The organism is Amycolatopsis suaedae (genome assembly GCF_004214935.1).
In the GTDB taxonomy this organism is placed as follows: Bacteria; Actinomycetota; Actinomycetes; order Mycobacteriales; family Pseudonocardiaceae; genus Amycolatopsis; species Amycolatopsis suaedae.
Map to the genome: position 1 here is coordinate 40392 of NZ_SFCC01000020.1, position 14421 is coordinate 54812.

The following is a 14421-nucleotide window of genomic DNA, read 5'->3' on the forward strand; positions in this document are numbered from 1 at the left end:
GCAAGCGATTTCGTCAGCTGCAGCCGGAGGTTGATCCGCAGCCCTCGCAGACGTAACACGACCCGGCGGGCCGCATCTTCGTGCCGCACGTCATGCACAGTGGCGCGTCGGCGGCCTTGCCCAGGTGCAGCTCCATCAGTTCGGCGCTGGACTGGACCTGCGGCTCGGTCTCCCGCTCCCGCTGCGCGTGGACCCCGCCCCGCAGGTCTTCCAGGTCGACCCGGTCCGGTTCGGTGCCCGACACCTGCTCGGTCCGTTCCTCGGCCGTGAAGATGCCCAGCTGGGCCCGCTTCTCGTAGGGCAGGTAGTCCAGCGCGAGCCTGCGGAACAGGTAGTCGAGGACGCTCGTGGCGATCCGGATGTCCGGGTCGTCGGTCATGCCCGCCGGTTCGAACCGCAGGTTGGAGAACTTGGAGATGTAGAACTCCAGTGGAATGCCGTACTGCAGACCGACCGAGATCGACATCGAGAAGGCGTCCATCACGCCGGCCAGCGTCGAGCCCTGCTTGCCGAGCTTGATAAAGATCTCGCCGAGGCCGTCGTCGGGATAGGACCCCGCGTGCAGGTAACCTTCCGCGCCGCCGACGGTGAACGACACCGTCTGACTCGGGCGCTTCTTCGGCAACCGCTTGCGGACCGGCCGGTACTCCACCGGCGTGTCCACAGTGGATGATTCCTCTGTGGACTTGTTCGCCGTGGACAGTGGCTGGCCGACCTTGCAGTTGTCGCGGTAGATCGCCAGTGCCTTCAGTCCGAGCTTCCAGCCCTGGAAGTAGATCTCCTCGATGTCGCCGACGGTCGCCGATTCCGGCATGTTGACGGTCTTGGAGATGGCGCCGGAGATGAACGGCTGTACCGCCGCCATCATGCGCACGTGCCCCATGGGTGCGATCGACCGCTCGCCGACCGCGCAGTCGAACACCTCGTAGTGCTCGGGCCGCAGCCCGGGGGCGTCGACCACGTGCCCGTGCTGCGCGATGTACTCGACGATCGCCTCGATCTGCTCCCCCTGGTAGCCGAGGACACCCAGCGCCCTCGGCACCGTCCGGTTCACGATCTGCATCGAACCGCCACCGACGAGCTTCTTGAACTTCACCAGCGAGAAGTCCGGCTCGATGCCGGTGGTGTCACAGTCCAGCATGAAGCTGATGGTGCCCGTCGGCGCGAGCACGCTCGCCTGCGCGTTGCGCCAGCCGTGCCGGGTGCCGAGTTCGATACCGCGGCGCCACTCCCGCGAGGCGCGCTCGCGCACCGCCACGTCGTTGTGATGCAGCGTCGAGATCAGCTCGCTGGCGGCCGCGTGCTTGCGCATCACCCTGGTGTGCGGCTCGGCATTGCGGGCGTAGCCCTCGTACGGGCCGACGACGGCCGCCAGCTCGGCGGAACGCCGGTAGGACACGGCGGTCATCAGCGACGTGATCGCGGCGGCCAGCGCCCGCCCGCCGTCGGAGTCGTAGGCCAGTCCCATCGCCATCAGCAACGCGCCGAGGTTGGCGTAGCCGATGCCGAGCTGGCGGAACCGCCGGGTGGTGTCGCCGATCGCCTCGGTCGGGAAGTCGGCGAAGCAGATGGAGATGTCCATCGCCGTGATGACGAACTCCACCGCGCGGACGAACCGGTCGATGTCGAACGTGCCGTCGTCGCCGAGGAACTTCAGCAGGTTCAGCGACGCGAGGTTGCAGCTGGAGTTGTCCAGGTGCATGTACTCGCTGCACGGATTGGACGCGGTGATCCGGCCCGACTCCGGGCAGGTGTGCCAGTCGTTGATCGTGCCGTCGTACTGGATGCCGGGGTCGGCGCATTCCCATGCGGCCTGGGCCATCGACCGGAACAGCGGCTCGGCGTCGACCTCGTCGATCACCTCGCCGGTCAGCCGCGCCCGCAGCCCGAACCGCCCCTTCGTCTCGACCGCGCGCATGAACTCGTCCGACACGCGGACGGAGTTGTTGGCGTTCTGGTACTGCACCGACGAGATGTCGTTGCCACCGAGGTCCATGTCGAACCCGGCGTCACGCAGCACCCGGATCTTGTTCTCCTCGTCGGCCTTCGTGCGGACGAACTCCGCGATGTCGGGGTGGTCGACGTCGAGCACGACCATCTTGGCGGCCCGCCGTGTGGCACCACCGGACTTGATGGTGCCGGCCGAGGCGTCGGCGCCGCGCATGAACGACACCGGCCCGGACGCGGTCCCGCCGGACGACAGCAGCTCCTTCGACGACCGGATGCGGGACAGGTTCAGGCCCGCTCCCGAGCCGCCTTTGAAGATCAGCCCTTCCTCGCGGTACCAGTTGAGGATCGACTCCATGGTGTCGTCCACGGAAAGGATGAAACAGTTGTGCACGCGCAAGTTGCCCGAGAGATACTCGCCGGACTCCGTCTGGATGTCGTAGACCGGCTGGATTCCCCGGCTCTCGATGGCGGAGATGGTCAGCCTCTTGACGGGCTTCGCCGCGCGGCCCGGCAGGTCGAACGACGCTTCCAGTTTGGCCGCCTTGACCGGATCTAGAAAGCCGATCGAGTCGGCGAAGATCCTGCGGTCGCCGGCGTTCTGGATGCGGATGCCCCACAGGTCGTGCCGGTTCGCACGCTGGTCCGGCTTGTGCGCGACCCTGGCGAAGATGCCGAACCTGGCGAGCAGAGTCTGCAGGCCCCGCACCAGTTTCTCGCTGATCATGTCGAGAGCGACCAGCGTCGACCGCTCCCTGGCGGAGACGTAGCCTTCCGCCTGGAAGACGCTGCGGAGGTAGGCGGCCACGACCGGCAACGGTGCCGTGTACAGCGACTCGGGGACCTCCATGTCGGTGCCCCCGGCGAATCCGTCGGACAACTTCCCACCAGCCAGCGCGGCCTCGGCAACCTCACGCCGGTCGATCTCGCCGTCGCCGTACGACGTGGTGCGATGCCACTCGAGTACGTCGCCCACCCGCAGCTCACCGGCGGGGACGAAACGGCCCGTTCCGGTGCTGCTGGACCGCCACACCAGATGATCGGCGGTGACGTCGAGAACGTGGCCCGCCTTGGTGCGGATCCGCAGCACCTCCTTCTCACCGTTGGCCTTCGTGGCGACCACCTTCGTCAGGCCGCGCGCGTCGTACACCTTCGTGCCGACCGCGTCGCTGTCCACCAGCCGGCCGATCGGGACCGCACCCGCCGGAGTGCTCACCAGCGCGTCGTACGGCTGGCATGCCGAGACCTGCTGCTTGGACGGCGTTCCGACGTTGAACCAGACCGGCGAGTTGAAGCTGAACACCTGGTGCAGCAGCATCCAGGTGAGTTCGTGCTCGAAGATCTCGGCCTCGGCGGGGCCCGCGAAGTAGCCGTGCTCGGCACCGGCTCGGACGTAGGTCCCGACCACCCGGTCGATGAGCTGGCGCAGGCTGTGCTCGCGCTGCGGCGTGCCCAGGGCGCCGCGGAAGTACTTGCTGGTGACGATGTTGGTGGCGTTCGCCGACCAGAACTCGGGGAACTCGACGCCCCGCTGCTCGAAGTTGACCGTGCCGTCGCGCCAGTTGGTCATGACGACGTCGCGCTGTTCCCAGCTCACCTCGTCGTAGGGGTGTGTGCCCTCGGTGGTGAACACCCGGCGCACCTCGAACCCGCCGCGCTGCTCCTGCGACGTACCGCCGGCTCCCACGGTGTCGGTCATGGGACTTCCCCTCCGGCGGGAGGCGACTCAGTCGCCGTCCGCGCCTCGCTCGGTGCCGTCCGGCTTCGCCGAATCGGCCATCGCCCGGCGCAGGCCCGCGATCTCCTTCTCGAAGTCCTCGACGGAGGAGAAGGAGCGGTAGACGCTGGCGAAGCGCAGGTAGGCGACCTCGTCCAGCTCACGGAGCGGACCGAGGATGGCCAGCCCGACCTCGTGGCTGGGGATCTCGGCGACCCCCGCCGACCGGATCGACTCCTCGACACGCTGCGCCAGCTGCTGGAGATCACCGTCGTCCACCGGCCGGCCCTGGCAGGCTCGGCGGACACCGCGGATCACCTTGTCGCGGCTGAACTGCTCGGTGACCCCGGACCGCTTGACCACGGCCAGCACCATGGTCTCCGAGGTGGTGAACCGGCGACCGCACTCCGAGCAGGACCTCCGCCGACGGATGGCCTGCCCCTCGTCGACCTCACGGGAGTCGACGACCCGGGAGTCGGCATGCCGGCAGAACGGACACCGCATCGGCCGAACACCTCGCTCCCCGCCGCCGGACGTCCTGTGGGCGGCTACAGCCGATTCTACCCCAAGCTGTGGACCAACTACAGGCGTGTAACTACTAGATGTGGTGGCTGAGCCTATGCCGTCGTCCGGCGCCATACAACCTCCCCAACCGGGTGTTCTGCCCTCGCTTCGCTCGGGCGCGGTGCGGCGGGGCTAACCGGCAGGGACTTCCAGGGGCAGGCCGGGAGACAGGGGGCCGGGCTCGTCGGACGCCAGGCCGTTCAGCTCGGCGATGCGGGCCACGACCGCGTCGGGGTCGCTGGCCGGGGCGAACCGGACAGCCAGATCCCACAGCGTGTCGCCGGGCGCCACCGCGACGACCCGGGTCTGCACGGGCACCGGTCCCTCGCCGGAACCGGCCGACGGGCCCTGCAGTGCCTGCGCCAGCAGGCCCAGCCCGGCGACGGCCAGGCCCACCGCGAGCCCGAGCGCGATCAGCCACGGCCACCGCCGGGGCACCTCGCGCGGACCGCAGGACACCGGCCGGTAGCCGTGCCGCCCGGCCACCACCCGTGCCCTGGTGGGCGGCCTGCTCGGCTCGCCGCGGCGACGCCGCACGACGGTGTGCCCGGGATACCCCGTGTGCGCGGGCCGGCGAACGTCCTCGCCGAGGCCCGGGTACGCGTCCACACCACGCGTGCCCTCCCGACGGACCAGTACCGTCATGATCGAACCTCCTCATCGGCCACGGCCCCGCACCCGGGGGTCGAACAAGCGTTCTATCGAACGTCTGGGCGAATGTCTACCACCCGGCACCGACAAAAAACGAGCGACACGCGGCGTGTCCGTCGAACAGGTGTTTGATCTTCTGGTCGAACCCGGCTAGCGTCGAACCCCAGACAGCCCTGCCGACCAGCAGGAGTCCCGCGGTGGTTGATCAACTTGCCGGACCGGGGCAGACGAACGTGGAGGAGAGAAAAGTGGCCAGTGGCAGCGGCTCCGGTCCAGGAAAGGGCCGGGCCAGCAAGGTGCGACCGCTCACGGCGGTCGAGCCCGAGGACCCGGACGACACGCTGACCGTCCGTCAGTCGCAGGTGCTGGAGGTCATCCGGGCCTGGGTCGAACGGGTGGGATACCCGCCGAGCGTGCGGGAGATCGGGGAGGCCGTCGGCCTGACCTCGACCTCGTCCGTCTCACACCAGCTGCGCGCACTGCAGCGCAAGGGCTACCTGCGCCGCGACCCGAACCGCCCGCGCGCGGTGGGCGTGCTCGCCGCGGACGCCGATCCGGGCGACGGCTCACTGCGCACTGGCCCCGCCGACCTGCCGAAGCCGGCCTACGTACCGATGGTGGGCCGGATCGCCGCGGGCGGCCCGGTGCTGGCCGAGCAGTCCATCGAGGACGTCTTCCCGCTGCCGAGGGCCATCGTCGGCGAGGGCGACGTGTTCCTGCTCAGCGTCACCGGCGACTCGATGGTCGACGCGGCGATCACCGACGGCGACTGGGTCGTGGTGCGTCAGCAGCCGACGGCCAACAACGGCGAGATCGTCGCCGCGATGATCGACGGCGAGGCGACGGTCAAGACGTTCAAGCAGCGCGACGGCCACGTCTGGCTGCTGCCGCACAACGAGGCGTACGAGCCGATCCCCGGCGACGACGCGACCATCCTCGGCAAGGTCGTCGCCGTTCTCCGCAGGCTCTAGGCCGCGTTTCACAAGTCACGTTCGCGGTCTTCGCGCCCAGGCGGCCCCTGGACGGCACGGGCGGATGCGCCCGAGTACGGCCCAGTACGAGGGCGATCCGCCCACACCGCCAGGAACCACCTGGATCACGAAGCCCATCGAACAGACTTATGAAACACGGCCTAGACCCGCCTGCGGCGCCGCAGCAGGACCACCGCGAGCAGCACCACAACCGCCGCGCCGACGGCGACCGTGACGGCACCGCCGGGCAGGTCGGGAAGTCCTCCCCCGTCCTGCCCGGCCGGTGCGCCCGCCGCACCGGCCGTGCCGGGCTCGCTGGTCTGCTGCGCGGCCAGCCCCGTGGCGCCCCGAACCGCTCGGATGGGCTGACGGGTCCCCTCACTGCCGGACAGCAGCGTGCCGTCCGGCTCGAAGGCGATCGCCTCGCCCTGGTTCTCGTTCGGCAGCGGCACCCGCACCGGCGTGCGCTTCAACGCGGCCGCGATGTCGCCGTCGGGCGTGGCGTACAGGTAGGCGTCGGTGTACGTGCGCAGCGCGACCACCTTGTGGTCGGCACTGGTCGCACCGCCGGTCACCAGCAGCGAGCCCATCGGGCCGACCGGGCCGCCCGGCGTGTCGGTGCCCTCGAAGTCCAGGGTTCCGACCTTCTCCAGGGCGGTCGGTCCCGGCGAGGTCAGCTTCGCCGAGGCCCGGTAGACGTCGGACGCGCCGAGCACGTTCTTGGTGACGACGTAGGGCACGCCGTCCTTGTCCAGCAGCAGGGCCTCGGCGTCGTGCTGACCGTCCGGATAGGTCAGCCGGTACAGCGTGGACTTGCCGTTCGGGGTGACGGCGTGCAGGGCGATGGTGTCCCGCTGCTTGCGGTTGTCCCCGATGTCACCCAGCCACAGCGTGCCGTCGGCGCCGCGCGCCAGGTCCTCGACGTCGTAGGGGTCGGCGGAGGCCTTCACCACCCGCTTCACCGCGCAGTCCCGGCCGAGCACGAGCACCTGGATGCTGGTGCCGCCGTCGCTGATCGCGTACCAGTTGCCGTCGTCGTCGGTGACCAGGCCGGACAGCTCACCCAGCCGCTTGTCGGTCACCGTGCACACGGTCTCCAGGGCAGGCGCGGCGAACGCCGGCCCTCCGGTGCCCACCGCGATCAGCAGTGCGACCCCCGCCACGACCGACGTCCGCCCCCACGAGCCCATGATCCCCACGGTACTCAGGACGCACGACACGCAGCCGCGTTGCGGCCTCAGCCGAACTCGGCCAGCGCCGCGGCCAGGTCCGGGTGCACCTTGGCGCGCAGCCGGGTGCCGTGCTCGTCGTGGTCCTCGGCTAGTACCTCACCGTCGGCGTGCACCCGCGACACCAGGTCGCCCCTCGTGTAGGGCACGACGGCCTCGACCTCGACCATGGGCCTCGGCAGCCGCCCGGCGACGACCTCGACCAGCGCCTCGACACCCTCGCCGGTGTGCGCGGAGACCACCTCGGCACCGGGCAGCAGGTGCCGGAGCCGGGCCAGCGAGACCTCGTCGGTCGCGTCGGCCTTGTTGATCACCAGCAGCTCCGGCGGCAGCGACTCCGACCGCTTCCGCGAGATCTCGGCGAGCACCTCGCGGACGGCGTTGACCTGTTCCTCGGGCGCGCTGTCCGAGCCGTCGACGACGTGCAGCAGCAGGTCTGCGTCGGCCGCTTCCTCCAGCGTCGACCGGAACGCGTCGACCAGCTGGTGCGGCAGGTGCCGCACGAAGCCGACGGTGTCGGTCAGCGTGTAGACGCGGCCGTCCGGTGTCGTGGCGCGGCGCGTGGTCGGGTCCAGGGTGGCGAACAACGCGTCCTCCACCAGTACCCCGGCGCCGGTGATGGCGTTGAGCAGGCTGGACTTGCCCGCGTTGGTGTAGCCGACAATGGCCACGCTGGGCACCTCGTTGGCGACCCGGCGACTGCGCTTGGTCTCCCGGATGGTGTCCATCGAGGCGATCTCGCGGCGCAGCTTGGCCATGCGCTTGCTGATGCGCCTGCGGTCGGTCTCCAGCTTGGTCTCACCGGGACCACGCAGGCCCACGCCGCCGCCGGCACCGCCGGCCCGGCCACCCGCCTGCCGGGACAGCGACTCGCCCCAGCCGCGCAGCCGCGGGATCAGGTACTGCAGCTGAGCCAGCTCGACCTGCGCCTTGCCCTCCCGGGAGCGGGCGTGCTGGGCGAAGATGTCCAGGATCAGCGCGGTCCGGTCGACCACCTTCACCTTCAGCTTCGCCTCCAGCTGCCGCAGCTGGCCTGGTGAGAGCTCGCCGTCGCAGATCACCGTGTCGGCACCGGTGGCCACCACGATGTCGAACAGCTCGCGTACCTTGCCCGACCCGATGTAGGTGCCGGGGTCGGGGCGGCTGCGCCGCTGCACGAGCCCTTCGAGGACCTGCGAACCCGCGGTCTCGGCGAGCCGCGCCAGTTCGGCCAGCGACGCCTCGGACTGCTGCGCGGTCCCCTGGGTCCAGACACCGACGAGCACGACGCGCTCGAGGCGCAGTTGCCGGTATTCGACCTCGGTGACGTCGGTGAGCTCGGTGGACAGCCCCGCGACCCTGCGCAGTGACGCCCGGTCCTCAAGCTCCAGTTCACCGGTGGACACGTCCACCTCGGTCACGTCTGTGTGTGTCAGTTCCGTCATCGTCCTTCCATGGTCGCACGGCTTCCTGCCGTTGCCGACCCAATTACCTGCTCGGATACGTGGCGACGTAGATGGCCGTCCGGTCGGCGCCCGGGGTCACGGGCTTGCGCCGGAACTCGTCGAGCAGCTCGTGGAGCCGTCCGAGGAACTCGGCGCGGTCGGAGTCGGCGAGCTGCACCACGAGCCTGGTCTGCTCCAGGTCCGCGACGTCGACCTCGGCCACCTCCGCGAGGTAGGCCTCCAGCATCGCCTCGGCCGCGTCCCGCCCCGCGCCGTCGAGCTGCCAGGACAGGCCGGTCGACAGGTAGGGGATCTCCTTGGCGCCGCGCGGTCCGCGCCGGGGCGGCTGGGGCTCGAGAAATCCCGCGTCCACCAGCTTGCGCACGTGGTGCAGGGTCGTCGCCGGGTCCCTGCCGAGGCGCTGCGCCAGCTCCTTGTTGGTGAGGGCCTCCGCGAAGGTCAACCGTATGATGCGCAGCCGTATTCCCGAGGCCAGCGCGCTGGCCTCGGCCTCGGTGGCGTGGCGCCTGTTCCCAACCACGCGCACAGCCTAACCGATTGACAGTTTCCAATCACTTCGGACATAGTCCTGTCCGTGAAGCTGTGGCACCACGGGGACTTCCGCAGGCTCTGGGCAGGCGACACGGTCACCCAGTTCGGCACGTTCGTCAGCCTGACGGTGCTGCCGCTGGTCGCGGCGACCGCGCTGGCCGTGACGCCGTTCGAGATGGGCCTGCTCAGCGCCGCCGAACACGCCGCGTTCCTGCTGTTCGGCCTGCCCGCGGGCGTCTGGATCGACCGGATGCGCCGCAAGCCCCTGATGATCTCCGCCAACGTCGTTCGCGGCGTGGCGTTGCTGACGGTGCCGGTGGCGTGGTGGACCGGCGTGCTCAGCCTGCCGCACCTGCTGGTGGTGGCGCTGGCCGTCGGCGTGTGCACGTTGTTCTTCGACGTGGCCTACCAGTCGTACCTGCCGTCGCTGGTGGGCCGCGAGCACCTGGTGGAGGGCAACGCGAAGCTGCAGGCCAGCCAGTCTGTCGCCCAGGTCGCGGGCCCCGGCGTCGGCGGCGGTCTCGCGCAACTGGCCGGTGCGGCCAACGCGGTCGCGCTGACCGGGCTGAGCTACCTGGCCTCGGCCGTGCTGCTCCGCCGGATCCGCGCCGTCGAGCCGCCGCCGGAGCGCGATCCCGGACGACGGCTGACGACCGAGGTCGCCGAGGGGCTCCGGTTCGTGTTCGGCAACCCCAATCTGCGGGCCATCGTCGGGTGTACCGGGACCGCGAACCTGGCCAGCGGCGCGTTCGTGGCCATGGAGATCCTGTTCCTGACCAGGGATCTGCGGCTGAGCGCCGGCGCCGTGGGCGTGGTGCTGGCGATCGGCGGCGCGGGCGGCGTCCTCGGCGCGCTGACCGCCGGCTGGTGGGCCCGCCGGGTCGGCCAGGCCCGCACGATCCTGATCAGCGCGCTGACCTCCATGCCCGTGCTGCTGCTGGTCCCGCTGGCCGAGCCGGGCTGGGGCGCGGTACTGGTCGCCGGCGCGCTGGCGGTCTACGGCTACGGGGTGATCGTGTACAACGTCGCCCAGGTCAGCTACCGCCAGGCCATCTGCCCGGACCGGCTGCTGGGCCGGATGAACGCCAGCATCCGGTTCGTGGTGTGGGGCCTGCTGCCGGTCGGGCAGCTCGCCGGTGGCGTGCTCGGTGAGTGGCTGGGCGTGCGCGGCGCCATCTGGGCCGCCGCGGTGGTGTCCGCGCTGTGCGGTCTGTGGGTGCTGTTCTCGCCGCTGCGGCGGCTGCGGAACCTGCCCAGCGAAGTGGCCGCCTGACCCCTACAGCCGGGCCCACCAGGATTCGTCCAGCTCACCGCGCGCGACGATCTCGGCGGGCCCGGTCAGCATGGACTCCCCTGGCGCCACGGTCACCTCGACCTGCCCGCCGGGTACGCGCACGACCGACGACCCGGTGTCGGTGCCGGCCAGGTGCAGCGCGGCGGCGACGACGGCCACCGTGCCGGTGCCGCAGGACCGGGTCTCCCCGACCCCCCGCTCGTGGACCCGCATGCGCAGCACGCCCTCGTCCACGGCGTTGACGAACTCCAGGTTGACGCCCTCGGGGAAGTACTCGCCGTCGTAGGCAGGCTGCTTCTCCAGATCGAGCACGTCGACATCGTCGTCCACAAAGGACACCAGGTGCGGGTTGCCGACGTCGACCGCGACGCCGGAGAACGCCGCCTCACCGACCGTGGTGACCGACGATCCGGTGATCGTCGCGGGTCCCATGTGGACGGTGACGGACCGGTCCGGGTGCACGACCAGCGGGCGGTCACCCGCCCGGGTGCCGATGGTGAACTCCCCGGTGCCCGCCAGCCCGGCCTCGGTCAGGTACCTGGCGAACACCCGCACACCGTTGCCACACATCTCGGCGACCGAACCGTCGGCGTTGCGGTAGTCCATGAACCACTCGCCGGCCGACCGCTCACCGAGCGCGGCCGAGCGCACCACCCGCAGCACGCCGTCGGCGCCCAGCCCGCGGCGCCGGTCGCACAGGGCGGCCACCCGCGCCGGCGTCAGGTCCAGCCGCGCGGCGGGGTCGGGCAGGATCACGAAGTCGTTCTGTGTGCCATGTCCCTTGAGGAACTCGATACCGCCCATGGTGCCGAGACTAGCGCCCCACGCGTGCGAGCACCTTGCCGACCAGCGCGGGATCGGCGCCGTCGAACCACTCCACCCGCCGGTCGCGGCGGAACCAGGACCGCTGCCGCCGGACGAACCGGCGGGTTCCCGTCGCCGTCGCCACCGCCGCCGCGGCGAAGTCCCCGTCGCCGTCGAGTGCCTCCAGCACCTGCTGGTAACCCAGCGCCCGCGACGCCGTCCTGCCTTCCCGCAGGCCGCGGCCGGCCAGCGCCCGCACCTCGTCGACCAGACCGGCCGCGAACATCCGCTCGACCCGCAGGTTCACCCGCTCGTCCAGCTCCGCCGGGTCGCGGTCGACACCGACGACCAGCGAGTCGTAGCGGGGCGGGCCGGGCACCGGCATGCTCGCCGAGAACGGTTCGCCGGTGATCTCGATGACCTCCAGCGCCCGCACGATCCGGCGGGTGTTGGACGGCAGGATCGCCGCGGCCGCCGCCGGGTCGAGCCGGGTCAGCCGCTCGTACAGCGCGGTGGTGCCCGCCCGGTCCGCCTCGGCGTCCAGCCTGGCCCGGACCGCCGGGTCGGTGCCGGGGAAGCGCAGGTCGTCGAGGAACGCCTGGACGTAGAGCCCGGAGCCGCCGACGACGACCGGCACCACACCGTCGGCCAGCAGCCGCTCGGCGCAGGCGCGGGCGTCGCGCTGGTAGGCGGCCACCGACGCCGGCTCGGTGACGTCGAGGACGTCCAGCAGGTGATGCGGCACGCCCCTGCGCTCCTCGGCGGTGGCCTTGGCCGTGCCGATGTCCATGCCGCGGTACAGCTGCATGGAGTCGGCGTTGATGACCTCGCCGCCCAGCGCGAGTGCCAGCTCGACGCCGAGCGCCGTCTTGCCGGTGGCCGTCGGTCCCACCACCACGATCGGTCTCATCGGCGGCTCCACACGGCGACGTGGTAGCCGACGCCGAACGGCGCGTCGGAGTAGAGCAGCTCGGCGTGCCAGGCCGGGCCCGCGGCGAGTTCGGCGAACGCCAGCCACGCCGGGCGGGTGGCGACCCCGAGCCGGTCACAGCGCCCGGACTCCAGCACCGCGGCCAGGGCCGCCGGATCGGCGTCGCCCAGCGCCTTGGCCAGCTCGGCGTCGAACTGCGGTGCGTCGGCGTGCTCCCCGCCGGGGGCGCGCGGGCCGTGGCGGTTGGACCCGTCACCGAGTACCAGCAACGCGTCGCCGACGGGGGGCGGCGGGCCGCCGTCGACGGTGTGTACCTCGACGGAACGGGCTCCGGCCTGCTCCCGCAGCCACCCGGCGACCAGCGCGGGCAGCGGCAGTTCCGCCGCCGGCGATTCACCCTGGGCGGACAGGCTGACCTGCCGGTCGACGCCGTATCCCCGCAGCGACCCGCGGGCGGGCGGGCCGACCACGGCGGGAGGCCCGGCGGCCAGCGCCGTCCAGTCGCCGCTGACCTCGGTCAACGCCGCGACGGCACGCAGGCAGGCCGACCGGACGGGCTCGGTCTCGCCGGCGGCGCCCGCGGCGAGCTCGGGGACCAGCAGGGGTGCCTGGGGCACCACGACGGCTCGTGCGATCACACTGATCGACGTTACCGGCCACCCAATCGCGGCCGGCCGGTACCACGACCGGCCTTGACCTGTTTGAATGCCACGACGGACCGGTGAGGTCCGGCAGCGGCACGACCCGGCCCCGCGAACGGTGGGGCGCCCGCACCCGCGGGCGGACAGGCGAGAAGGAGCCCGTCATGACCGACGACACGACCACCGAGACCGGCGCGCCCGCGCCGCACCCCGTCCCGCACGCGACGGGGCACGGCCCGCAGGTGCCGATGGCCGAGCCGCACCCGGAACGCTGGGGCAGGATCGACGGTGAGGGCACGGTCTACGTGCGGACCGACGCCGGGGAACGGGCGGTCGGCGTGTGGCAGGCGGGCACCCCGGAGGAGGGCCTGCTGCACTACGCGCGGCGCTTCGACGACCTGCGTACCGAGGTGGAACTGCTGGCGACCAGGCTCGCGTCCGGGACGGGTGACCCGAAGCAGGCGCTGGCCAGCGCGACCCAGCTGCGCGACGGCCTCGCCGACGCGTCGGTGGTCGGCGACCTCAAGGCACTCGCCGCCAAGGTCACCCAGGTGATCGAGCTGGCCGAGCGGGCGCTGGTCGCCGCCAAGCAGGAGAAGGAGGAGGCCCGCGCGGCCGCCGTCCAGCGCAAGCGGGAGCTGGCCGAGGAAGCGGAGAAGATCGCGGCCGAGTCCACCCAGTGGAAGGCGGCGGGCGACCGGCTGCGGACGATCCTCGACGAGTGGAAGACGATCAAGGGCGTCGACCGCAAGACCGACGACGAGCTGTGGCGCCGGTTCTCCAAGGCACGCGAGGCGTTCAACCGCAGGCGTGGTTCCCACTTCGCCGAGCTGGACAAGCAGCGCGCCGCCGCGAAGTCCCGCAAGGAGGAGCTGATCGCGGAGGCCGAGTCGCTGGCCGACTCGTCGGACTGGGGCCCGACGGCCGGCCGCTACCGCGAGCTGATGAGCGAGTGGAAGGCCGCGGGCCGGGCACCGAAGGACAGCGACGACGCGCTGTGGCAGCGGTTCCGCGCCGCGCAGGACAAGTTCTTCTCCCGGCGGTCGGCGGCGTTCTCCGAGCGCGACGCCGAGTTCGCGGAGAACGCCGCGAAGAAGGAGGAGCTGCTCGCCGAGGCGGAGAAGATCGACCCGGCCGCCAACCTGGACGCCGCGAAGTCCCACCTGCGCAAGCTGCAGGAGAAGTGGGACGAGATCGGCAAGGTGCCCCGCGAGCGCATGCGGGACCTGGACTCGCGGCTGAAGGCCGTGCAGGACCGGGTGAAGTCCGCCGAGGACACCCGCTGGCGCCGTACCGACCCGGAGGCGCAGGCCCGGGCCGCGCAGTTCCGCGAGCGGGTGGAGCAGTTCGAGGCCCAGGCGGCCAAGGCCCGCGCCGCGGGTGACGAGCGGCGCGCGAAGAAGGCCGACGAGCAGGCCGCGCAGTGGCGGGAGTGGCTCGACGCGGCCGAGCGCGCCGTGGCGGACCGCTGACGCACAGCTCGTGAAGGCTGGCGGCTATGCCGTGAGGGCCCCCTTCACGGCATCAGACGCCACCACATCCGCCCTCACCCCGGCACACCCGCCCCACCAGCCTCAAACACCACAACCACCCCACCAGCCACCACGAACGAGACAACCCACCAAGCACCAGAGCACGTGAAGGCCACCATCACCACGTCACACGTAATGAAGGTGGCCTTCACGAGCTTGACCTC

The 14421-nt window shown here is 71.3% G+C and carries 12 protein-coding genes; 3 read left to right on the forward strand and 9 right to left on the reverse strand.

The annotated features are described in order from the left end of the window. Nucleotides 1-13 precede the first annotated feature (13 nt). The 3 genes from EWH70_RS31380 to EWH70_RS31390 form a co-directional block, all read right to left on the reverse strand. Nucleotides 14-3646: a vitamin B12-dependent ribonucleotide reductase gene (locus EWH70_RS31380; RefSeq protein ID WP_130479198.1), complete on the reverse strand. Its 3633-nt coding sequence runs from the start codon at nucleotides 3644-3646 to the stop codon at nucleotides 14-16. A 27-nt stretch (nucleotides 3647-3673) separates the two neighbouring features. Next, nucleotides 3674-4168, reverse strand: a complete 495-nt coding sequence (nrdR, locus tag EWH70_RS31385) for a transcriptional regulator NrdR (RefSeq protein WP_130479199.1) — start codon at nucleotides 4166-4168, stop codon at nucleotides 3674-3676. Between the two features lie 192 nt (nucleotides 4169-4360). Then, nucleotides 4361-4873 (reverse strand): LysM peptidoglycan-binding domain-containing protein, encoded by a 513-nt coding sequence (locus EWH70_RS31390; RefSeq protein WP_130479200.1) that lies wholly within the window; start codon nucleotides 4871-4873, stop codon nucleotides 4361-4363. Nucleotides 4874-5175: 302 nt separating this feature from the next. Between EWH70_RS31390 and lexA the strand changes: the two genes are divergently transcribed. Further along, a complete protein-coding gene (gene lexA / locus EWH70_RS31395) occupies nucleotides 5176-5850 on the forward strand; it encodes a transcriptional repressor LexA (RefSeq protein WP_205669341.1) in 675 nt (224 codons plus the stop codon). Between the two features lie 161 nt (nucleotides 5851-6011). Here lexA and EWH70_RS31400 read toward each other — a convergent pair whose 3' ends face one another. From EWH70_RS31400 to EWH70_RS31410, 3 genes are read right to left on the reverse strand one after another with little or no spacing between them, the layout of a single operon-like run. Further along, nucleotides 6012-7040, reverse strand: coding sequence for an SdiA-regulated/phytase-like domain-containing protein (locus tag EWH70_RS31400; RefSeq protein ID WP_130479202.1), 1029 nt, complete (start codon nucleotides 7038-7040; stop codon nucleotides 6012-6014). A gap of 47 nt (nucleotides 7041-7087) precedes the next feature. Then, entirely contained in the window at nucleotides 7088-8503 is a 1416-nt protein-coding gene (gene hflX / locus EWH70_RS31405) for a GTPase HflX (RefSeq protein WP_130479203.1), read from the reverse strand. Nucleotides 8504-8546: 43 nt separating this feature from the next. Next, on the reverse strand, nucleotides 8547-9044 hold the full coding sequence (locus EWH70_RS31410; RefSeq protein ID WP_130479204.1) for an ArsR/SmtB family transcription factor: 498 nt from the start codon (nucleotides 9042-9044) through the stop codon (nucleotides 8547-8549). Between the two features lie 54 nt (nucleotides 9045-9098). On the opposite strand from EWH70_RS31410, the gene EWH70_RS31415 reads away from it, so the two are divergent. Continuing rightward, entirely contained in the window at nucleotides 9099-10328 is a 1230-nt protein-coding gene (locus EWH70_RS31415) for an MFS transporter (RefSeq protein WP_165436492.1), read from the forward strand. 3 nt (nucleotides 10329-10331) lie between these two features. Here EWH70_RS31415 and dapF read toward each other — a convergent pair whose 3' ends face one another. Genes dapF through EWH70_RS31430 form a run of 3 tightly spaced genes read right to left on the reverse strand, consistent with a single transcriptional unit; the run spans nucleotide 10332 to nucleotide 12722 of the window. Beyond that, nucleotides 10332-11153: a diaminopimelate epimerase gene (dapF, locus tag EWH70_RS31420; protein WP_130479206.1), complete on the reverse strand. Its 822-nt coding sequence runs from the start codon at nucleotides 11151-11153 to the stop codon at nucleotides 10332-10334. Between the two features lie 10 nt (nucleotides 11154-11163). Then, entirely contained in the window at nucleotides 11164-12063 is a 900-nt protein-coding gene (gene miaA, locus EWH70_RS31425) for a tRNA (adenosine(37)-N6)-dimethylallyltransferase MiaA (RefSeq protein ID WP_130479207.1), read from the reverse strand. Further along, on the reverse strand, nucleotides 12060-12722 hold the full coding sequence (locus EWH70_RS31430; protein WP_130479208.1) for a class III extradiol ring-cleavage dioxygenase family protein: 663 nt from the start codon (nucleotides 12720-12722) through the stop codon (nucleotides 12060-12062). The genes miaA and EWH70_RS31430 overlap by 4 nt, the downstream gene beginning before the upstream one ends. Before the next feature lie 167 nt (nucleotides 12723-12889). Here EWH70_RS31430 and EWH70_RS31435 point away from each other — a divergent pair, with 167 nt between their 5' ends. Continuing rightward, nucleotides 12890-14197 carry a DUF349 domain-containing protein gene (locus EWH70_RS31435; protein ID WP_130479209.1) on the forward strand — a complete coding sequence of 436 codons (1308 nt, stop codon included), beginning with the start codon at nucleotides 12890-12892 and terminating at the stop codon, nucleotides 14195-14197. Nucleotides 14198-14421: the final 224 nt, after the last annotated feature.

Bases quoted from the DNA above. Each gene is read 5' to 3' on its own strand.
- EWH70_RS31390 (WP_130479200.1), bottom strand. From the start codon at position 4,873: ATGACGGTACTGGTCCGTCGGGAGGGCACGCGTGGTGTGGACGCGTAC.
- nrdR (WP_130479199.1), bottom strand. From the start codon at position 4,168: ATGCGGTGTCCGTTCTGCCGGCATGCCGACTCCCGGGTCGTCGACTCC.
- miaA (WP_130479207.1), bottom strand. From the start codon at position 12,063: ATGAGACCGATCGTGGTGGTGGGACCGACGGCCACCGGCAAGACGGCG.
- hflX (WP_130479203.1), bottom strand. From the start codon at position 8,503: ATGACGGAACTGACACACACAGACGTGACCGAGGTGGACGTGTCCACC.
- EWH70_RS31435 (WP_130479209.1), top strand. From the start codon at position 12,890: ATGACCGACGACACGACCACCGAGACCGGCGCGCCCGCGCCGCACCCC.
- EWH70_RS31400 (WP_130479202.1), bottom strand. From the start codon at position 7,040: ATGGGCTCGTGGGGGCGGACGTCGGTCGTGGCGGGGGTCGCACTGCTG.
- dapF (WP_130479206.1), bottom strand. From the start codon at position 11,153: ATGGGCGGTATCGAGTTCCTCAAGGGACATGGCACACAGAACGACTTC.
- EWH70_RS31380 (WP_130479198.1), bottom strand. From the start codon at position 3,646: ATGACCGACACCGTGGGAGCCGGCGGTACGTCGCAGGAGCAGCGCGGC.